This window comes from bacterium, from assembly GCA_016702305.1.
Taxonomy (GTDB): domain Bacteria; phylum Electryoneota; class RPQS01; order RPQS01; family RPQS01; genus JABWCQ01.
In genome coordinates, this window is the sequence record JADJEH010000017.1 from 64,136 (window position 1) to 85,050 (window position 20,915).

At 58.2% G+C, this 20,915-nt stretch carries 14 protein-coding genes and 1 pseudogene; 2 read left to right on the top strand and 13 right to left on the bottom strand.

Annotated features, from left to right (window positions below):
- The 9 genes from IPH10_11465 to IPH10_11505 are packed head-to-tail and all read right to left on the bottom strand — an operon-like array spanning position 1 to position 8,504.
- Positions 1-222, bottom strand: coding sequence for a HypC/HybG/HupF family hydrogenase formation chaperone (locus tag IPH10_11465; protein ID MBK6911524.1), 222 nt, complete (start codon positions 220-222; stop codon positions 1-3).
- 1 nt (position 223) lies between these two features.
- Positions 224-2,548, bottom strand: coding sequence for a carbamoyltransferase HypF (gene hypF / locus IPH10_11470; GenBank protein ID MBK6911525.1), 2,325 nt, complete (start codon positions 2,546-2,548; stop codon positions 224-226).
- A gap of 30 nt (positions 2,549-2,578) precedes the next feature.
- The gene (locus IPH10_11475; GenBank protein MBK6911526.1) at positions 2,579-3,217 is read right to left on the bottom strand and encodes a hypothetical protein; all 639 of its coding nucleotides are present in this window, start codon (positions 3,215-3,217) and stop codon (positions 2,579-2,581) included.
- Positions 3,218-3,221: 4 nt separating this feature from the next.
- Entirely contained in the window at positions 3,222-3,692 is a 471-nt protein-coding gene (locus IPH10_11480; GenBank protein ID MBK6911527.1) for a hydrogenase maturation protease, read from the bottom strand.
- Positions 3,685-5,115: a Ni/Fe hydrogenase subunit alpha gene (locus tag IPH10_11485; GenBank protein MBK6911528.1), complete on the bottom strand. Its 1,431-nt coding sequence runs from the start codon at positions 5,113-5,115 to the stop codon at positions 3,685-3,687. Before IPH10_11485 ends, IPH10_11480 begins: the two co-directional genes overlap by 8 nt.
- Before the next feature lie 10 nt (positions 5,116-5,125).
- The gene (locus IPH10_11490) at positions 5,126-5,659 is read right to left on the bottom strand and encodes an NADP oxidoreductase (GenBank protein MBK6911529.1); all 534 of its coding nucleotides are present in this window, start codon (positions 5,657-5,659) and stop codon (positions 5,126-5,128) included.
- A complete protein-coding gene (hoxU, locus tag IPH10_11495; protein MBK6911530.1) occupies positions 5,652-6,383 on the bottom strand; it encodes a bidirectional hydrogenase complex protein HoxU in 732 nt (243 codons plus the stop codon). Before hoxU ends, IPH10_11490 begins: the two co-directional genes overlap by 8 nt.
- Complete coding sequence (locus IPH10_11500; GenBank protein ID MBK6911531.1) at positions 6,380-8,011, bottom strand: SLBB domain-containing protein; 1,632 nt, start codon at positions 8,009-8,011, stop codon at positions 6,380-6,382. The genes hoxU and IPH10_11500 overlap by 4 nt, the downstream gene beginning before the upstream one ends.
- Positions 7,998-8,504, bottom strand: a complete 507-nt coding sequence (locus IPH10_11505; GenBank protein MBK6911532.1) for an NAD(P)H-dependent oxidoreductase subunit E — start codon at positions 8,502-8,504, stop codon at positions 7,998-8,000. Before IPH10_11505 ends, IPH10_11500 begins: the two co-directional genes overlap by 14 nt.
- A gap of 575 nt (positions 8,505-9,079) precedes the next feature.
- Here IPH10_11505 and IPH10_11510 point away from each other — a divergent pair.
- Positions 9,080-13,036 carry a S8 family serine peptidase gene (locus IPH10_11510; GenBank protein ID MBK6911533.1) on the top strand — a complete coding sequence of 1,319 codons (3,957 nt, stop codon included), beginning with the start codon at positions 9,080-9,082 and terminating at the stop codon, positions 13,034-13,036.
- A gap of 147 nt (positions 13,037-13,183) precedes the next feature.
- On the opposite strand, the gene IPH10_11515 is transcribed toward IPH10_11510, so the two are convergent.
- The 4 genes and pseudogenes from IPH10_11515 to IPH10_11530 form a co-directional block, all read right to left on the bottom strand.
- Positions 13,184-14,959 (bottom strand): HAMP domain-containing protein, encoded by a 1,776-nt coding sequence (locus IPH10_11515; GenBank protein MBK6911534.1) that lies wholly within the window; start codon positions 14,957-14,959, stop codon positions 13,184-13,186.
- Positions 14,960-15,152: 193 nt separating this feature from the next.
- A pseudogene (locus IPH10_11520) lies at positions 15,153-15,847 on the bottom strand (response regulator).
- Between the two features lie 149 nt (positions 15,848-15,996).
- Positions 15,997-16,470 carry a hypothetical protein gene (locus IPH10_11525; GenBank protein ID MBK6911535.1) on the bottom strand — a complete coding sequence of 158 codons (474 nt, stop codon included), beginning with the start codon at positions 16,468-16,470 and terminating at the stop codon, positions 15,997-15,999.
- A gap of 17 nt (positions 16,471-16,487) precedes the next feature.
- Positions 16,488-17,933, bottom strand: coding sequence for a T9SS type A sorting domain-containing protein (locus tag IPH10_11530; protein MBK6911536.1), 1,446 nt, complete (start codon positions 17,931-17,933; stop codon positions 16,488-16,490).
- A 275-nt stretch (positions 17,934-18,208) separates the two neighbouring features.
- On the opposite strand from IPH10_11530, the gene IPH10_11535 reads away from it, so the two are divergent.
- Positions 18,209-20,908: a TonB-dependent receptor gene (locus IPH10_11535; protein ID MBK6911537.1), complete on the top strand. Its 2,700-nt coding sequence runs from the start codon at positions 18,209-18,211 to the stop codon at positions 20,906-20,908.
- The last annotated feature ends 7 nt before the right edge of the window (positions 20,909-20,915 follow it).

Sequence of the window (20,915 nt, forward strand, 5' to 3'; positions counted from 1 at the left end):
TCACGATTCGGTGACTCCCAGATCCTTCAGCGTACGCAACGTCGCTGCGGCTTCGCATTCGTCTATGATGGACAGTGAATATCCCGCATGAACAAGCAGGTAGTCGCCGATCTGCGCATCCGGAGTGAGCACCAGCGCGATGCGCAGCGTCACACCGCTATTCGCCACGATGCCATGATCGCCGTGTCGTTCAACAAGTTGCATGGGTACAGCCAGACACATCTTATCTCACCCGCGCATTTGCAATACATACCTGTCCAAAAGATATTCCGCCGTCATTCATGGGTATTCGCTCGGGAATCAACACCCGCATGCCCTGCGTTTGCAACAAGGCCTTTACTCGCTCCAACAAATAGCGATTCTGAAAACAGCCGCCGCTCAATGCGACCGTGCTGCACCCAATCTGCTCCGCCGCCCGCCTCGTTAACTCGACCCACCCCTGCGCCAGCCCCTCGTGCACGCGGTACGAAAGCACACTTAGTTCCACACCGTGCTCGACATCATGCGCGAGTTCCCTGAACAGTCCGCCCGCCGCGAGCGTAAGCCTGCCCGACTCGGCGACAATCTCCATGGGATAACCCGTGCCCCTCTGAATCTTCAACGATCCTTCCAACCACATCGCCGCTTGCCCTTCGAACTGCCGCCGTGTTCCAAACCCCGCCAGTGCCGCACAAGCATCCAACAACCGCCCCATACTGCTCGTGTTCACGAAGCGACTGTTTAATTCGGCGGACAACAGCATCTGCGCCGCTTGCTCGCCATGATCTTGGCCAACGTGTTTCAACAACGGAAGATCTAAAGCCGACCATTGTGATCCAAACGCGCGCTCAAGCCATGCGAGCGCCATGCGCCACGGCTCACGCGCCGCCGCTTCGTTTCCCGGCATTCGCACCGGCTCAAGATTCCCAACGCGCGTGAATTCGGCGAGATCGCCGTACAACAACTCGCCGCCCCAGATCGTGTGATCGGTCCCGTAACCCGTGCCGTCAAGAATCAACCCAAGCGCCGGACCGTATTCACCATGCTCGCCAAGGCAGGCCGCCAAATGCGCGTGATGATGCTGAACCCGCAACAACGGTATGTCACGCTCCCCGCACCAGCGCTCCGCGAATCTCGTAGAAGCATAGTCTGGATGCAGATCGCAAGCCCCGACCGCAACGCGCATGTCATACAGTTTCACAAAATGGTCCAGCGCAAATCGCGCGGCCGACAGCGATTGATCGCCGCTGAGGTCGCCAAGATGCTGCGACAATATAACACTATCGCCGCGCCCCAGCGCAAATGTATTCTTAAGATCCGCGCCGAACCCCAACATCGGCGCGCCAAACCGCGCAGGCGCTCGCACGCTTTCAGGAACATAACCGCGCGCGCGCCGCACCACGCGCATTGCGCCCGCCAACTTGCGCACAATCGAGTCATCCGCGAACATGTGTATGGCACGATTGTGACTGAGCATACCGTCCGCGACATGCATCATTCGTTGTTTTGCATGGTCCACGTTGTAAATGATCGGCTCATCGGACTCATTCGCGCTGGTCATCACCAAGGGTTTGCCATATTCACGCATGAGCGCGAAATGCAGCGGAGAGTATGGCAGCATGGTTCCGATCATGTGCTGGTCCGGGGCCACCGCTGCGGCGACCGGACAATGGTCGCGTTGTTCCAAAATCAAAATCGGTGCGCGCGGCGAGCGCAGGCAGGCCAGCTCTTCGGCATCTGCACTGCACCACTCCAGCAGCAACCGCTCATCCGGGAACATCACGGCAAGCGGTTTGGCGCCGCGGTGCTTGCGACGGCGCAACTCGGTTACCGTTTCATGGTCAGTCGCGCTGCAGGTCAGATGGAATCCGCCGATGCCTTGTAGCAGCACAATTCCGCCGCGCCCCAGCAGTGCCGACGCCATGCCGATGGCCTCATAGTGATCAGCGACGTCACACCATGCATCACGCTGCCGAATGCTGAACTGCAGCGTCGGCCCGCAATGCGGACATGCCACAGGCTGCGCATGAAATCGCCGATCCGATGGATCATCGTATTCACGGTTGCACGCCGGGCACATCGGAAAGCCCGCCATGGTCGTTGACGGACGATCATACGGCAATGCACGTGTAATGGTGAAGCGCGGCCCGCACTCCGTGCAGTTGATGAACAGGTGGCCATGACGCCGGTTATCAGGTTGCATGAATTCCCGCCTGCATTCGGAACAAAGCGCCAGGTCGGCCGAAACATGCGTGTCAATGTGCGACTCAGCGCGGCTCGTGACAATACGGAATGCTGTGTACTCCGCTACCGGAAGAGATCGGCTCGTCAAATGGTCTACCCGCGCCGCCTGAGGGTGCTCCTGACCGATGCGGCGCTCAAATCGCGCAATGCCTTCCGCGTCGCCTTGCACATGCACAACCACGCCGCTCGCATCATTCCACACCTGTCCCATGAGCCCGTGTTCACGCGCCAACCGGTAGACAAACGGACGAAAGCCCACGCCCTGAACAACTCCGGCAATGCGTAGCTCACGATGAACAAGTTGGGATGCAACGCACGTGTCCATGATCAATCGTCAGTCATTGCGCGCACGCGCTCATAGACCTAAAAACAGCATTGCGGCGGCGCACGACGACAGCGTGCCGCCGGCGAGCGCATGCGCATACCGGTCGGCAACCTCCGATTTCAGGAAGGCCAATCCGCGATGCCCGAGCGCAGTGATGACCAGCATGGTCGCCACTGTGCTGCCCATGAACGTCCCGCAGATGAGAACCAACGCGCCACTGTTCAACGCAGCGGCCGGCGTCATGAGCATGGGAATCAGCGGCTCGCAGGGACCCAACGCAAAGATGATGAACAGAATCCAAGCGACTTTGCTCCGGTTGTCAGCCCGTGGTTGGACATGCCGCGAGCGAATGGCCAGCCGAAGACCCCATACAAAATACGCTAACCCGAAAGACAGCAGCAGCCATGCGGCAATATCGCCCCGCAGCGACTCAAAAATCTTCAACTCAAGCAACCTCTGGCCGCCGTATAGCCCCGCCATCCCGATAGCGATTGAAGCCGCAACATGTCCGACTCCGCATAACAGCGTGATCAAAAGCGTACGCCGCAGCGTCCACGAGTGCGCCCGGCCAAGGGCAATGAACGGCAGATAGTGATCCGGCCCGGCCACGGTATGGGTAACGCCGAGCAAAACCGCCGTGCTCAACAAAAATGTACTGTTTAGTTCCATGGTTCTATGATTCTAATAGCGTTGTCGTTTCTGGTTGCACGTCCGCGCGCGCAGCCCACCACTCGCGCACTGTGTCCAGAACGTCAGGTAATACCTGTGTAACAGCCGGACTTAGCGTGTCGGCACGGTCGAATTGCTGGGCACCGATGCACAACAGATCCACGTCAACGATGGCGCCGAAGAGCGCCTCCGTGACCGCGATCAGTTCCCCGGGATTCAATTCATGTCCGAACGCCGAATGCGTGGATGCGCAACCCCGCACTTTCTCAAGAGTCCACTCGCCTGGTGCCAGACAGACCGCTGCGTCTACAATCAAGACCGCCGGGTGTTGTGCAATGATCGGCGCGAGATCAATCGTCAATTGCGGCACGAGCAGCACATCCGGTGCGTCGTGCCAGGACGAAAGCAGTTGTGCGGCCACGCCGTCGTCGCCGCGCAGCGTGTTGCCCACACCTATGACAAGAGGTTCACGCATCATCCCGAACCAGTGTGTCGGCCAATGCGCGATCCGGCGTATAGAGCTCGACGCGCAACGGCATCTTCCCGACCGCATGCGTCGAGCAGCTCAAACACGGATCGTAGGCGCGAATCACCGCCTCAACGCGGTTTAACATGCCCTCCGTCAGACGACTTCCGTCCACAAATCCGCGTGCGACTTGCAGGATGCTGCGATTCATTGCCAAATTGTTGTGCCCGGTGGCGATGATCATGTTCGCCCACTGCATCACGCCTTGATCGTCCACGTGGTAGTGGTGAATGATCGTCCCGCGCGGAGCTTCGGCCACGCCAATCCCGTCCAGGCTGTTCGCCGCCGCTCCCGCACGCACGTGCTTGTCGAGAATCGAATCATCCGCCAGCTTCCGTTCGAGCCGTTCAATGCAGAACAAGATCTCAATCAGGCGCGCCCAATGATTGTGGTAAGCGCTGAGCGCTGGCCGGCCGCAAAATGCCCGATATTCTTCAAGCTCTGCATCCGCCAGCGGAGTCCCGCAGCGCGTCACCACGTTCAACCGCGCTTGCGGTCCCACGCGATACATCCCCGCCGGATAGCCCATCGGCTTGTAGTACGGGAACTTCATGAAAGTCCAAGGCTCCACGGCTTCGCCGATGATCTCGCCGTATTGCGCCGGATCAAGCCCATGCACAATCACGTTGCCAACCGAGTCCACCATGCGCAGCTTGCCGTCATAGTGTTCCAACTCGCCCTTTTCGTCGACGAGGCCCATAAACAGCGACGGAAAATTCCCAAAAGTCTCGATCTCCGCGGCGTACGATTGCAAAACCGGCTTGAATGTCTGCAGCGTGCGCACGGCGATCGCCTTCATCTCCGGCAGCTTTCCAAATATCTCGTCACGATGCTCCCGCGACAGCGGTTCGCTCACGCCGCCGGGAACGATCCACGACGGATGAATGCGCTTGCCGCCCAGCAGCTCGATAATCTGCTGACCAAATTGCCGCAATCGTATGCCATCACGCGCCAGTTGCGGATCCTTGGCCGCCAGGCCCGCAATGTTGCGGATCGCCGGATCGCCGTCGAATCCGAACACGAAATCCGGCGAAGACAGGTAGAAGAAACACAGCGCGTGCGACTGAACAATCTGCGCGTAATTCATCAGACGTCGCAAGATCATCGCGGGACGCGGGATTTTCACCGCGAGAATCTCGTCACACGCCTTGGCGCCCGCAATCAAGTGCGCAACCGGGCAAATGCCGCACGAGCGCGCCATCAACGCTGGCATCTCATAGTAAGGACGGCCTTCGCAGATCTTCTCAAATCCGCGGAACTGGGTCGTATGGAAAAATGCCTGCTCGACCGTCCCGCTATCGTTTAAGTGCAGCGTGATCTTCGCATGGCCTTCAATGCGCGTAATCGGATTGATACTTATCGTTTTCGTCACGGCTTCGTCTCTACTTTCCAAACCGGGTCAGATGTTTCACGTCCGGATTCTGCGACGTCACAAGCGCGTGCAGCGCGTAAAATATCGCGTCCGCGGGCGGTGGACAGCCCGGCAAATGCAAGTCTACCTTGACCATGTCATGCACCGGCACGACTTTGTCAAGCAAAACGGGCAGGTCCTCGCGCGGAGTCTGCGCGTGCAGCGGTTCCAATTCGTGGTAAGCGCGGCGCAACGTCGCCTCCGGTCCAAACGAGTTGCGCATCGCCGGAACATTCCCCGTCACCGCACAGTCGCCTAACGCGATCAGTATCCGCGTCCGCCTGCGAACCATGCGAATCTTCTCTACGTCTTCGTTCGTGCTGATTGAGCCTTCGATCAGCGTTATGTCCACATGCTCCGGAAACTCCTTGGCGTCAACCAGCGGACTGTAGACCAGGTCCACGTGCTCAAGCAGCGCGATGAGCCGCTCGTCCGTGTCGAGAAACGACATGTGACACCCCGAACAGCCGTCCAGCCAGACCGTGGCCAGTGTGAGCTTACTCATGTTTACCCTCCCGCAGCTTGGCAATCTCGGCGATCAGATCGCGGCGCTTGAACTTCTCGCCCACGCTGCGCCGACCCTTCTCCTTGATGGCACCGGTCGGACATACCTGCGCGCACTTACTACAGCGTGTGCAGGTCGGCGATTCACCCCACGGATCATCCAGATCGCTGATCACGCGCGTCTTGATGCCTCGGCCCATCACGTCCAACGTGTGCGCCCCTTCAACGTCGCCGCAAACGCGGACGCAACGGCTGCACAGCACGCAACGGTTGTTGTCTGACACAAAACGGTCGTGCGTCGCGTCAACCGTGAACTTCGGATGCAGATAGGGGAGCCGTACATGATCCATCCCCAGTGCTTCAGCCAGACTCTGGAGTTCGCAAAAACCGTTCGCCACACATACTGAGCAAACGTGATTGCGCTCCGTGAAGAGCAGCTCCAGGATCCAGCGACGGTAGCTCTGCAGCCGCGGACTGTCCGTCGTCACTTCCATGCCCTCCTGAACTTTCGTCATGCAGGCCGGTAGCAGCCGATAGCTGCCCTTGACCTCCACAAGGCAGAGTCGGCATGCGCCGTACGGCACAAGACCGTCGAGAAAGCACAGCGTCGGGATGAAAAACCCGTGCTGACGCGCCACGTCGAGAATCGTCTCGTCGCTGCTGGCTCCCACCGGATGTCCGTCTATCGTCAGCGTGATAATCTGTATCGGTTGAACGAGTGTCATGCGCGCCCTCCTTCCTCGGTCACTTTACCGCCATCGCACAATTTCTCTTCATACTCCGTGCGGAAAAACCGCAACGTACTGAGCACAGGATTCGGTGCCGACTGCCCCAGGCCGCACAGACTCGTGCTCTTGACCACGTCACACAGCTCTTCTAAGAGCGCCAGGTCGTACCGCGTGCCCTCTCCACTGTCAATCTTGGTCAATAGGTTGAGCAACTGTGTCGTGCCTACACGGCACGGCACGCACTTCCCGCACGATTCCGATACCGAGAATTCCATGAAGTAGCGCGCAATGTCCACTATCCCCGAGCGATCGTCTATCACGACCATTCCACCCGAGCCCATGATTGAGCCAAGCTGCGCCAACGATTCATAGTCCACGCGCGCATCAAGCTCCTGCTCAGGAATACAACCGCCGGTCGGGCCACCCGTCTGAACCGCCTTCAGTCCGTGGTCGCTGTCCATCCCGCCGCCAATGTCGTATATAATCTCCCGCAGCGTAACGCCCATCGGCACTTCAATCAACCCGTTGTTTCTGACGTTTCCCGCCAGCGCAAAGACCTTGGTTCCCTTGCTGCGTTCCGTGCCGATACCCGCGAACCACGCGCCGCCGTGACGTATGATTGAAGGAATATTCGCAAGCGTCTCCACATTGTTGATCAGCGTGGACTTGCCGAACAGTCCGCTTTCCGCAGGATATGGTGGACGCGGACGCGGTGTCCCGCGACCGCCCTCAATCGAAGCGATCAGCGCCGTCTCTTCGCCGCACACATAAGCACCCGCACCCAAGCGCAGTTCTATGTGGAAGTTGAACGTTGTGCCCATGATGCTCTGACCAAGAAAGGTCGTCTGCTCGGCTTGCCGGATAGCTTTGCGCAGCCGCTCATAGGCCAGCGGATACTCCGCGCGTATATATATGTAGCCCTTATCCGCGCCCACGGCGAAGCCCGCTATCGCCATGCCTTCCAGCACACGATGAGGATCGCTCTCCAGCACGCTGCGATCCATGAACGCTCCCGGATCACCTTCGTCCGCGTTGCAAATCACATACTTCTGCTGCATGCCCGTCTTGGCCACGGTCGTCCACTTCAAACCGGTCGGATAACCCGCACCGCCGCGACCGCGCAGCCCGCTCTTGATCACTTCCGTAATGACTTCACCCGGCGTCATCGTGGCCAGCACCTTATAAAGCGCGTGATAGCCCTTGGCCGCGATATAGTCGTCAATATCTTCCGGGTCAATTTGCCCGGAGTTCTCCAAAACAATCTTCAATTGCCGCTTGAAGAACGGCTGATCCGTTGGCATCACGAGCCGCTGGATCGGTTCGCCTTCAAGGTGATCGAGAATCTCGCCAACATCACTCAGCTTCACAGGCGAGTAGACAATTCCATCAGGCTCGATCGCGACGACCGGACTGCCCGCGCACGGACCGATACAGCCCACGCCCTTTGCACTGCACACGTCGCCCAGCCCACGCGCGACAATCTCCGCTCGAAATGCCGCCAGCAGCTCTTTGCTCCCCGCAGCCAAACAACCCCCGGCCACGCAAACATGAATCCGGTGCCGTTTCAAGTGCGCGTTCTGCTGGACGCGCTCGCGAATGTCCGATAAGTCATCAAGAGTGACCATGCAGCACCTCGTCAAGTTTCGCCAGTAACTCTTCCTTGGTAAGTGGACCGACATCCACTCCGTCTATCGCCGCGATCGGAGCCAGACCACACGTCCCGACGCAACAGGCTGACTGCAAAGTGAATTCACCGTCGGCAGTCGTCTCCTCCAGACCAATGCCGTATCGCTCTTGCATCGCCTTCAGCAACGCCGGCGCGCCTTTAATGTAGCACGCCGTCCCCGTGCATAGGACGCACGAGTGCTTGCCGGGCGGCTTTAACGTGAAAAATTGATAAAACGTCGCCACGCCATAAACCTTGCTTAACGGCAAGTTCAGCGATTTAGCGACATAGGCCAATGCCGTCCGATCGAGATAGCCTTGAGCATGCTGCACTGCGTGCAGCGACTCGATTAAGGCATGCTCGCTGCGTCCGTGCAAGCGCATGACCGCTTGCACTGCATTCCAACGTTTGTCGTCGGTCGGCGGGTCGGGTAGTTTGAAGTGAGAACTCATTGAACGGCTGATTATTTAATGACACTTGCGACTGCATTCTGAATGCAGCCGCATCGCGTGCGTCGTAACGCACATGATAATCGCAAAATATTGTGAAATTTTTCACAATCTACAAGCCCGCACCACGCTTGTGTAACTTGCTCACGAACGGACATGCGCAACGAAAACAATTTCTTAAATTCAGACCTGCGGGAGCATATTCCTTTTCCCTCCTGTTTTGTGAGACTCTTAGGCACGATGGCCCCCGTTTTTCCGCGCCCCTTCCCTTCACCTGCGGACATGCTCTTCAACAAATGTTGACGTTTCACAGCGAGGCATTCCAATTCCTGAGATTGCGACAATATCACACCAAACCTCGACCCTAAAGAACGCTCAAAACAATCAGGAACAACACAATGAGCGGGCTCATGTGCCCGTCTGCCGGTACCACGCGCCCGCAAAACGTCGTGCGGCGCCCACCGACATTTTTTTTGGCTCAATAGCCGATTATTGAATCCGTTGTTACTTTGTTGTAGGTTGTAAATGGTCGGTTGCCTTCGTACGCTCACTCTTCACGCATTAACAGGTCTGCAATCATGAAACTCCTCTCCCGACTTTGTCCGGTCATCGCACTCGTGCTCCTGACCGTCGGTGCCCGTGCGGCGGAATTCTCCCCATCCCTCGATTACTTGCTGTCGCAAGCCGCCACCGGTGAACACCTGAGCGCCATCATTATCCTCGAGAGCCCCGTGGATATCCAGACGCTGGATATGCAGTTGCACGTCCGCAAAGCGTCGCTCGCCGAACGGCATCGCGAGGTCCTGTCCGCGCTGAAATACAATGCCGACCAGACACAGCCCGCCTTCCGTGCCGAGCTCGAAGCCGCGCAATCTGCCGGAACCGTCAAAGGATTCACCGCCTACTGGATCGAAAACCTGTTCGTCGTGTCCGCCACCAGTGATTTCCTGCTCTCGCTGCGCGCGCGCGGCGATATCAAATATGTGACACAGAACTTCACGCCTGAAACGATTGAGCCGATCCGAACCGACGGCACCCGACCCGAGCGCAATCCGCTTGACGCTGAATTCACAACGCCCGGTCAAGATGCCATCCGTGCCACCGAAGTCAATCGCACACTCGGAATTACCGGCCAAGGCGTTCTCGTCGCAAATTGCGACACCGGTGTAGACGGGGCACACCCCGCGCTCGCCTCGCGCTGGCGCGGCAACTTTGCGCCCGCCGCCGAATGCTGGCGCGATGCCGTCGGCTTCGGAGATGCCACTCCGCAAGACTATTACGGCCACGGTACGCATGTTATGGGCACCATCTGCGGCCGCGAGTTTGAAGCTGACGGCGATACTAATACGGTCGGCAGCGCCCCCGACGCCCTCTGGATCGCGTCCAACTCCATCAATCAGGGCGTCGGACTCGATTTCGATAACGATATCATTGCCGACTATCAGTGGTTTGCAGACCCCGACGGTAACGCAGCCACGCTCGACGACGTTCCCGATGTGATCCAAAACAGTTGGGGCGTCGCCACTTTCTTGGGCTACGACCAGTGCTTTGATCTTTGGAACACAGTGATCACCAACTGCGAAGCCGCTGGTCCCGTTGTGACGTGGTCGGCCGGCAACGAAGATGTCAGCGGCCTCCGTAGTCCGGCGATCTATTCACTGAACGCCTACCAGATCTTTTCTGTCGGCGCGGTGGATGCCACGAACTTCTCCTGGCCCTATCCACTCGCGTGGTTCTCAAGTCAAGGTCCCACGCCATGTGCCCCCTCGCTGCCCGACGATGTTAAGCCCGAAGTCAGCGCGCCGGGTGTGAGTGTCTATTCCTCCGTGCCGGGCGGCGGGTACGACGGTTCTTACAGCGGTACCTCTATGGCCGGACCGCACGTCGCTGGCGCCGTCGCCTTGATGCGTCAAGCCTGTCCGGATTGCGACCACATGACCATCAAAGATGCGCTCATGAACACCGCCATTGATTTGGGCACACCCGGACAAGACAATCAATTTGGCCACGGCTTCATTGACGCCTACGAGGCTGTGCTGGCCGTCAGCAACCTCGGCGACATCTGCGGCATCGTGACCAATACCTCTGCGCTGCCCGTCGCCGGTGCCAACATCAGCATCACAACTGGACCGAATCACACGGCAACGGACGCAACGGGCAACTATTGTCTACCGCTCAATGCCGGTGCCTATACCGTCATCGTCTCCGCCTTCGGCTACATCTCGCAGACGTTCACTGACGTCATCGTCTCCGATGGCGTCACTACTCCACTACATGTCGTCCTGTCGCCCGCTCCGTCTGGTGTCGTATCCGGCACCGTCTTCAGTTGCAATGGCGGCCCGTCCGTCGGTGCCACCGTGACCGCATTGAACACTCCGGTTGCCCCGGTCACCACCGATGCCGCGGGCTTCTACTCGCTATTGCTGCCGCAAGGCACCTATGACATGAGCGCTTCCGGCACCGGTTGCCTGCCCCAGACCCTCAATGGAGTCGTCGTCGCCGCGGCCACCACGCAAGATTTCACGCTGGTCTCCGACCCCCGATTCGCATGCAGCGGCCCGGATGCCTGGGGCTACACGCAGTGCGAAAATGTGGATGATGGTGGCGTGCCTTTTGACTGGCAGGCCATTACTCCGACAGAAGGCGGCCCCGGAATTTCTGTCGGCCTCCTATGCGGCGATTGTGCCGCCGGACCGTTTACCCTGCCCTTCCCGGTGCGCCTCTACGGACACACGTACGAGGACTTCCACGTCACAACCAAAGGGTATATCACCTTTGGCGAGCAGCGGTTTGATTACAGCAATACCTGCTTCCCGGATGATTTGATGCCCGCCGGCATTTACTGTTTCTGGGATGATCTCACGGGCGAAAACCCCGAAGCCGATATCGCCACCTATTACGATGCCGCCAACCACTGGTTTGTCATCTCGTGGCACGATGTCGGCCATTACGGCGAGTGGACAACGCTCGAATCCTTCCAGATTATCGTCTACGATCAGGTCTTCTATCCGACTCTGACAGGCGACAACAGTGTCCTCTTCCAGTATCTCACGGTCAACGACGGATCGAGTATCACGGTCGGCATCAAAGAACGCTCCGGGATCAACGCATCAATGTACGTCTGCGACACGGCCTTGGACCCTGCAGCCTTCGGAGTCGAGAATGGACGCACCGTCCTAATCTCGACCGGACTCGGATGCACCCTCGGTGACCCCGTCGCCTCCGTCACTCCAGCCGAGCTTGAGGGCAATGCACCGCTCGGCGGAACGGACAGCGATGCCGTACTGCTGTGCAATACCGGACCGTGCCCGCTCTTCTGGTCGGTATCATGGAACCAGATTTCACCCGCGCTCGCCACGGCAACCCACCATGAACCGCGTGTCATATCTGCAACTCGCGAACAGACAGACTATCTGATGGCCATGCGGCGCGGGCTGCGCACCGCCTACGCACCGCCCAGCCAACGCGGTCGCTCTCCGCTCGATGCCCAAGGTGGACCCGATGCCTTCGGCTACCACTGGATTGACTCTGACGAACCGGGCGGCCCAGAATTCGACTGGACGGATTTGAACTCAATCGGGACCAATACCGGCATGACCGATGACTTTCAAATTGTCAATTTGCCGCTCCCCTGGCCGATCACTTTCTACGGCGTCACCTACACCTCCATCAACGTCTCAACCAAGGGCAACGCGCACTTCGGACCCGAGAACTTCGGCTACGAAAACCAGCCCCTCCCGGATCCGTTTGGACCATTGGCTATGCTCGCGCCGTTCTGGGCTGACCTCTATCTCCCCGCGTCAGGCCAGATCTTCTACTATGACGACACAGACAACGCGCGATTCATCATTGAATGGGACGACATTGACCACTACCCCGGCACCGGCGACCGCTACAACTTCCAAATCGTGATCTATCAGTCGGGCCGCATCGTATTCCAATACGATGAACTCGACCTCGGCGGCAGCGGACTCGAAATCGCTACTGTCGGCATTCAGGATGAAACCGGAAGCGTTGGTCTGAACGTCGTACACAATGCCCCCTACCTGCATAGTGATATGGCAATCGAGTTCACTGCAACCGCGGACTGGCTGCTGATCGCACCGCCCGCGGAAGGACTCCTTGAACCGGGCGATTGCACGACCATTGATTTCACCTATGAAGCCGGTGGACTTCCCGCCGGTGTCTATACCGGGAATGTTACGCTGGCCTCAAACGACCCCGCCAACACGACTTTGGATATTCCCGTGACGTTCACCGTCGGCACCTACCCCGCACCCCAGGGACTGACCATTACCTTCCTGCCCGGACCGAATCAACTGCGCTTCGAGTGGCAAAGTGTCGGCGCGCCGCTCTACCAGCTCTGGTCCGCCGCAAGCTCTGATGGCCCGTACGCCACGCTGGTCGGCTCAACATCGGCGACTTCGCTGAACATCCCCTATGATGGCAGCGCAACGGCCTATTACATCGTGACCGCCAACGGCGGAGCGCTACTCGGTGCAGCCGAACTGCCCTTACAGGTCAAATCACATTAACCGCCAGTAGGTACGGCAAATAAAATAGCCCCCGCGAGATTCACTCGCGGGGGCTTACATTTATTGATGCTTCGCGTCCTAGGCTGAAACCTACTGTGCAGAGCCAGTAGATCACGCTGTGCGGCGTTCCGCTCCGCTTACATTATCTCATCTCGTCAGCGGTAAACGAATCGAGAACGTGCTGCCGCGCCCCAACTGCGTGTCAACGTCCGCAGTGCCGCCATGCGCCAGCGCCGCATGCTTCACAATCGCCAACCCCAATCCCGTGCCACCGTACTTGCGGTTGCGCGATGCGTCCACGCGATAGAACCGCTCAAAGATGCGCGGCAAGTGCTTCTCCGCGATACCCGGTCCGTGATCTTCCACCGAAATGACCAGCGTTCCCCGATCGGCAACCGCACGCACCTCGATTTCCGTCTGCTCCGGACTATACTTGCAGGCGTTGTCGAGCAAGTTCACGATTGCCTGCCGCACGAGAAAACCATTGATCGGCGCGCGCAACTCCTCCGCGCACCGGATATTCACCCGCTGTCGGCGAGCTTCCCGCGTCGCCTGCGTTGCTTCCAACGCTTCATATAAGATCGGCAAAATCGTCAGATCTTCCACCGCCAGCTTCGCCGACTCGCTCGCCTGCTCGATTCGCGCCAAACTCAGCAGGTCTTCGATGATCGCCTGCAGGTAGTCGGCCTGACGCGACATCATCTCCAAAAACCGTTCCGCATCCGCTGGATTGCTCAACGCACCGTCCCGCAACGTCTCGATCGAACCCTTGATCGCCGTTACCGGCGTTCTCAATTCATGACTGGCATTCGCCACGAACTCCCGCCGCGTCGTTTCCATCCGTCGCATCTGCGTGATATCGTTGATTACCACGACCACACCCGCTACCCGCCCCTCTTCCAGGATCGGCGTTCCGCGCAGTTGCAGAATCCGCTCCTGGTTCTCGTAGCGCACAATCTCGCGCTCAACAGTCTGCCCGGCGGCCAGCGTGAAGTGGACGAACTGCTGAACATCCGTGTTCCGCACCGCCTCCTCAATCGTCCGCCCCTGCGACCGCGTGCGATCCACATTGAACAGCCGCGCCGCCGCAGTGTTCATCATGATCACTTGGCCCTCACTGTCCACGGCCAAGACCCCTTCCAACATCGCCGCCAATACCGCTTCACGCTCCTCGCGCTGCCGCTCCACAGCTCGGATTCGGTCGTCTAACTGACCGGCCATGTGGTTCAGCGCCCGACTGAGAGACGCCAATTCTGTGGTCTCGGGCTCCTCAAGACGGGCATCCAAGTGCCCCTCCGCGAAGCGCGTCGCCCCTTGCCGCAACGTCTCGATCGGGACCGTGACGCGCCGCACGACATAGAACACGAGCAGCACGCCGACCCCGATCATCAGGAGTGAAATGGAAACCAGCCCGGATGTGCGCCGCAAAACCTCCCACCGCGATGCCGCCACCGGCTCGCTCCCGCGTAGCACCGCCACGATCTGGTCTCCTGCCCGCAGGGGCCTCGCCAACGCGAATTCCGTGCGGTTCAGTCCCCCCTCAAATTGAATACTATATCCCACGCGGCCGACCAGCGCCTCCCGCACCTCGATCCGGTTCGCGAAGTTCGGCAATGCGTGCGCCGATGTGTCGCTGTCCCCTATGGGCCGGCCGTCCGGACCAATCAGTGTCAAACGAAAAGAGCCCACTTCCGCATATTCGCGAAGCAGGCTCCGGCAAGCAAAAGTGTCTTGTTCCAGCACGTATTCCGTCAACTGACGCCCGACTAACTGGAGCCGAAGGTCGAGGCTGTGCTCAACGTGCCCAAGCTCGGCCCGCCGAAACGCCGCCCCGATGAAATACAGCAAGAGCAGCACGGTGGCCAGCGCGATGGCCACATACGGCATAAACAGACGACGAAATAGCGGCCGTTGGTGCGACATGGCAGAAGGTACGGAGCCCATTCCGCCTTGTCAACTTTTTGGGCTTATCGTGAAAGTGCTGGACACGCCTTTTATCCGCGATGGCAGGTGGTGGTTACACCCTCCCCGCCTTCTGTGACGTCAGACCTCCCGGTGGCAAACGGTTACCGCCGGTCCGCCAAGATCGCCGACTGGTCTGGCTCGGAATGGACTCTTAGACCCGAAAACGGTAGCCGACTCCCCGCACCGTCTCAATGTAATGACCGCAGTCCCCCAGCTTCCTCCGCAGACCGACGATCATCACATCAACCGAACGGTCGGACACCGCGTGCTTCTCCCCATGGACTGCATCCACAAGCTGATACCGCGTGAACACCCAACCCGGTCGCCGCGCCATGTGGTGCAACACCCGGAACTCCGAGCTGGTCAGGTCCACTTTTGATCGCCCACAACGGCCTCGTGCCGCCCCGGGTGAATCGTCAATTGGTCGAACGACAGGACTTCGTCCTCGCTGTGCACGGCCTCGGCCCGCCGCCGCAACACGGCCTTGGCCCTCGCGATGATGACTTTCGGGCTGAACGGTTTCGTGACATAGTCATCGGCGCCAAGCTCCAATCCCGTCACAATATCCGCCTCCTCGGCCTTCGCGGTCAGCATCAAGATCGGGATGTTCGCCGTGGAACCGTCCGACTTCAGTCGGCGGCATACCTGCAAGCCATCCATCCCCGGCAGCATCAAATCCAGCAGGATCAGGTCCGGCGGCAGCACGCCCACCGCGGCCAGCGCCTGCTCACCTGATTCGACAGCCCGTACATTGAAACCGTCCCGCGCCAAGTTGTATTCGAGCAACTCGCGGATATCATGTTCGTCCTCAACGACCAAAACGGAGTTCTTCGTCTTCGTGTTCACGGCTGTTGCCAAGTTGTTTAGGGTCGCCCGAAGAATACGAGAATAGTGTAAGAACCGTGTGAGCGCAAGTCCAACAGGTCACGTCCCCGATAATCCGAAATTCGTAAAATCGGAAAATCGAAATTCCGCGACCTCACCACCTGACGCCTCTAATGCGGCTTCGGCTCAGTCTCATGAATCACACCTGCCCGCGCATCGCTAAGTTTTTTCAACATTTGCTCTCTATCGCTCGCAAATTTCTCTATACACGCACCGCAGCAGAATTTCACCAGCGTATTCCCCGAAACGTATTCTACCGGTTCACCCATCGAACCCAAGTCATGTCCCGATACCACGCAGGTTTTCAGGGGATAGCTGTCCCGCTGCTCCATCCTGATCTGCTCTTCTAGGCTCGAAATATATGTTTCTGGAGATTTTGTGTACGGAGCAACACACTCAATACAACAAAATTTCAGATCCCGACCCGCATGCTGCAGGGACACACTGGCCGCCCCCAGAGCGTCACCACACGAAAGACATGTTGTTAACGGATACGGATAGTCAGGCACGCTTCCCGCAGCGCCCGTGTCCTCGCCCGCCGAAAGTCGCGACACTGCTACCAAAATCAACAAAATCAAACGCATCCTTGTCTCCTTGGGCGTTATTTCAGCAACACCATTTTCACCACGCCAACCTGCGATGCGGCCACCACACGCGCAAAGTAGATACCTGATGCGAAACCCGTCCCGTCAAACTCAAACTCATGTTTTCCAACAGATAAAGTACTGTTCACCAGGCTGGCCACGACCCGCCCAGTCGTATCGTAAACCTGCAAATCCACGAGGCTCTCATGCAGCAGCGTGAACGATATGTTAGTAGTTGGATTAAATGGATTTGGATAATTCTGCGCGAGTTCAAACGTATTAATAGAGGGCGGGCCGGCAGGAACGACCGGTATCGCCGCCGGAAGCAAATACGTCAGGCCTTCATCCAGATGCGCTCGCCAGTTGCCCCAGCTATGCCCATCATGATGCGTCTGGAAATAGTACGGATAGTCCTGTTCTTCCAATATTTGCACAAGATTCTGCGCGAGCGGAATCAACACCAGAATGTCATAGGTCCCAATGTCCACGTAGAACCGCAGGCCCAAGTTGGCGTTCGCTTCCAACCCATCGGAGATTGAACTCTGCACGTTCGGCGACTGCGCGCATACCAGTCCAAAAACTTCCGGGTAGGTCACGGCCAGCCAGAGCGAGATATTCCCTCCGTTCGAGGCCCCCGCCGTCGCCCGCCGCTGCGGATCGTCACACGTATTGTAGGCCGCATCCACAAACGGCAGCAACTCCTGCGTGATGAATCGGCCGAAGGCCGCCTGCTGATTGCCAGCATATTCCGGCTCCCGGTTCACGGCCGGCACAAACACAGCGATCACCGGCTGGATCGCGTTCTCGTGAATCAGGTAGTCTAAGATCCGATCGGTCCGGCCCAAAGTGAGATAATCCAACCCGTCATGGACCACCAGCAGCGCATAGCATTCCCCGTTCGGATCGTAGTTCGGCGGCGTGTAAATGCGCACCCGCCGCGTATTCCCTAACTCAGAGCTGGCGAACATCGTGTCCCGCAAAGCGCCATGGGGAATGTCCGGGTAGAACTCAATCGCCGGCGGCGGCACAAACTCCGGCATCCGCAACTCCGAATTCGGCCCGAACCCGCCCTGAACCTGATACGGATTCCGAGGATCCAATATCCAATTCGAGTTATTGAGGACGAACTTGTAGTCCAGCCGCGCATCCGCCTCAAAGACACGGCTGAAGTACCAAAGGTCCGTCCCGTTCACCAGCGTCATGCTGTTCACTCCGGGCGTCCAACCGTTCATGTCCCCCGGCACACTAACAGACGTGGCCGCACCTCGATAAAGAAAATGGGCCTGGTTTGTCTCCTCTATATAGGGGAAACCCGGAACCGCTTGCATGAAGCTGTCAACAATGGCGCCGCGCTGGTCCATCGGGGCGGAATTCACCCGCGACAGGAACGCGCTGAAGGTCTGGCCCCAACATAGAGAGGCATAAGCCAAAACGGAGAGGCATAGCATGCTATAGCTGTTCATGACGACCACCCGGTTATACTGCGATTTCCTTCAATATATAGCTGTTACGGCAAACTTGCACGCCCCTTTTCTCCCCAACAAAAAGGGCCCTAAAGCCGCATAAATACCGACAATTCAACCGTAAAGCGTAGAATTGATTGTAGTGAAATTGCAGTTTTGTGACACCAACACTTGACAAACAGTACGAGGTACCTTAACTTACTGTCACGAATAACTTAAACGAAGGATTAGCTGCCATGACCTGGTCAGCATTAGGATAGCGTAGAGGCACTCATATGTGGTTGGGAATTCGGAGTTTCCGAGGTGGAACGGCCGGGCTGTGGCTACTCATTGCCATGTGCTCGGCTGTTTTTGCTGGCACGACCGGCAAGATCGCAGGGCGCGTGACCGACGGCGAAACCGGTGATCCCGTCATCGGCGCAGCAGTAATGATCGAGGGGACAAGCCTCGGAGCTGCTGCCGATATCAACGGCGATTTCTTTATCCTGAATGTAACGCCTGGCGAAATCAGCCTGCGGGTGACCGCGATCGGCTACTCGCCCAAGACCATTCAAGGACTGCGCGTCATCACCGACCAGACGACCACGGCCAACTTCGTCCTGGGCATCGAGGCGATCACCACCGGAGAGGTTGTGATCACCGCCGAGCGTAAACTGATCGAGAATGACCGCACGTTTGCCACCTCGACGGTCGGCAGCTCGGACATTCAGGCGCTCCCCGTTACGAATCTCGGCCAAGTCATCGAAATTCAGGCCGGCGTGGTGGACGGTCACTTCCGCGGTGGACGCTCCAGCGAGGTCATGTACCTCGTGGACGGTATCTCCGTCACCGATGCCTATGACAATAGTCAGGGCACCCAGGTAGACGATAACTCCGTTCAAGAGCTCCAAGTCATTAGCGGTACCTTCAACGCCGAGTACGGTCAGGCGATGTCCGGCATCGTTAATATCGTTACCAAGGAAGGTGCGCAGGACTATCACGGAACCGTCTCCTCCGAGTTCGGTGACTACGTTTCTGACCACACAAATACGTGGATGAATATCGGCAGCGTCTCGCCGCTGGATATTCAGGATTACAACGCCACGCTCTATGGGCCCGTGCCCTTCATTGACAAGCTCTCGTTTTACGGGAGCTTGCGCTATTTAGATGACGACGGCTGGCTCTATGGCGAGCGCCGTTGGGATGTCTTCTTTCCCAACGATCCCGACTCCACGTTTGTCTCGCGCAACCAGGACGACTCCTACGCCGCGATGAACTACAACCTCGAGCGCTGGGCCAACCTGAAATTGACCTATCCGCTCACGTCGCGGATGAAGCTCAACTACTCGACCTTTTACAGCGCCCGCACCTACCGCGACTACTCCCATGACTGGAAGTACATCCCCGACGGCACGCTGCGCCGCTATCGCGATGGCCGCACCAACGTCCTGAAGCTGAATCACGCCCTCAGTCAGGCCATGTTCTATGAAGCGGCCCTGACCAATACGTGGAGCGAGTATCAGCACTACCTCTTTGAAGATCCCGCGGACTCCCGCTACCTGCATCCCGAGTATCAGGACATCAACCCGCCCTATACTCTGAATCTGGCAGGCACGGACCTCGCTCGCTTCCGCCGCTGGACCAACACGACGCAGGCCTCCGGCAACCTGTCCTATCAGGCCAGCAAGCTGCACCTCCTTAAGTTCGGCCTGGATGTTAAAGCCCACGAGCTGTTCTATGAAGATATTAATTTGGTGCCGGTCGAATCCGGTCCCAACGATTTCGTCTTCTCGATTGAACCAACGTCCTTCCCCTCGCACGACCTCTATAGGAATAACCCCTACGAACTGGCGATCTACGCGCAAGACAAGTTTGAACTGCCCTCGCTGATTGTCAACTTCGGCGTGCGTTTCGACTACTTCGAGCCCGATGGCCGCGTGCTGTCGGACCCGAAGGACCCCAACGTCTATAATCCCCTGCTGCCGGAACGCGAAGCTCAGACCCTTGAACAGCGCCTTGCCTATTGGTATAAGGACGCTACGCCCAAATCGCGCATCTCCCCGCGCCTCGGCATCGCCTACCCCATGTCCGATGAAGGCGTCTTCCACTTCGCATACGGTCACTTCGTCCAGCGCCCGACCTTCGAGCGCATGTACGCCAATCCCGAGTACGAACTCGAATCCGGCGTCGGTCTGAATACCGTTATGGGCAACCCCGATCTCGATGTCGAAGAAACCGTCACCTACGAGTTCGGCTTCCAACAGCAGATTCACGAAGACGTGTCGCTCTCGACCTCGCTGTTCTTCCGCGACATCCGCAGCCTCGTCGCGACCGACCGCATTGTCGAGACCTACTCGTCCGGCACGAAATACTCGCAGTACATTAACCGCAGCTTCGGCGAAGTCAAAGGCATAACGCTGTCCCTCGACAAACGGATGGCCAATAACTTCAGCGCGTTTGTGGACTATACCTACCAGATCGCAGAAGGCAACGCCAGCGACCCGCAGTCGGCCTTCAACGACCTCAAGGGCAACAACCCCCGCGAACCCGAACAGCAGCTCGTGCCGCTCGATTGGGACCGCCGTCACACGCTGAACGTCAGCCTGACCTATGCCAAACCCGGTCTCTCCGGCTATGGTGCCACCTTGTTAGGTAAGTACGGCTCAGGACTGCCCTACTCGCCCACCGACGACGGCATCCGCACCGGCTTTGAGAATGATGGCCGCCGACCCGACTACTACAACGTGGACATGAACGGCTTCAAGTCTTTCAAGCTCGGCAAACGCAAAATCATTCTGACCGCCACAATTCAGAATGTCTTTGATATCAAGAATGAAGACCGCGTCTACAACGATACCGGCCGTGCCGGATACACCATCGTCCAGAATGGCGCCGTCGAAGTGCCGGACATAAATACCCTCGATGAAGTCTACCCTGACCCGTCGCAGTATTCCCGTCCCCGGCTGGTTAAACTGGGTGTGACCTACGAATTTTGAGAACTCC

Excerpts from the sequence above, each read along its gene's own strand:
- IPH10_11505 (MBK6911532.1), bottom strand. The coding sequence starts at position 8,504 with ATGAGTTCTCACTTCAAACTACCCGACCCGCCGACCGACGACAAACGT.
- IPH10_11475 (MBK6911526.1), bottom strand. The coding sequence starts at position 3,217 with ATGGAACTAAACAGTACATTTTTGTTGAGCACGGCGGTTTTGCTCGGC.
- IPH10_11530 (MBK6911536.1), bottom strand. The coding sequence starts at position 17,933 with ATGAACAGCTATAGCATGCTATGCCTCTCCGTTTTGGCTTATGCCTCT.
- hoxU (MBK6911530.1), bottom strand. The coding sequence starts at position 6,383 with ATGACACTCGTTCAACCGATACAGATTATCACGCTGACGATAGACGGA.
- hypF (MBK6911525.1), bottom strand. The coding sequence starts at position 2,548 with ATGGACACGTGCGTTGCATCCCAACTTGTTCATCGTGAGCTACGCATT.
- IPH10_11500 (MBK6911531.1), bottom strand. The coding sequence starts at position 8,011 with ATGGTCACTCTTGATGACTTATCGGACATTCGCGAGCGCGTCCAGCAG.
- IPH10_11515 (MBK6911534.1), bottom strand. The coding sequence starts at position 14,959 with ATGTCGCACCAACGGCCGCTATTTCGTCGTCTGTTTATGCCGTATGTG.
- IPH10_11535 (MBK6911537.1), top strand. The coding sequence starts at position 18,209 with ATGTGGTTGGGAATTCGGAGTTTCCGAGGTGGAACGGCCGGGCTGTGG.
- IPH10_11465 (MBK6911524.1), bottom strand. The coding sequence starts at position 222 with ATGTGTCTGGCTGTACCCATGCAACTTGTTGAACGACACGGCGATCAT.
- IPH10_11525 (MBK6911535.1), bottom strand. The coding sequence starts at position 16,470 with ATGCGTTTGATTTTGTTGATTTTGGTAGCAGTGTCGCGACTTTCGGCG.
- IPH10_11490 (MBK6911529.1), bottom strand. The coding sequence starts at position 5,659 with ATGAGTAAGCTCACACTGGCCACGGTCTGGCTGGACGGCTGTTCGGGG.
- IPH10_11510 (MBK6911533.1), top strand. The coding sequence starts at position 9,080 with ATGAAACTCCTCTCCCGACTTTGTCCGGTCATCGCACTCGTGCTCCTG.
- IPH10_11480 (MBK6911527.1), bottom strand. The coding sequence starts at position 3,692 with ATGCGTGAACCTCTTGTCATAGGTGTGGGCAACACGCTGCGCGGCGAC.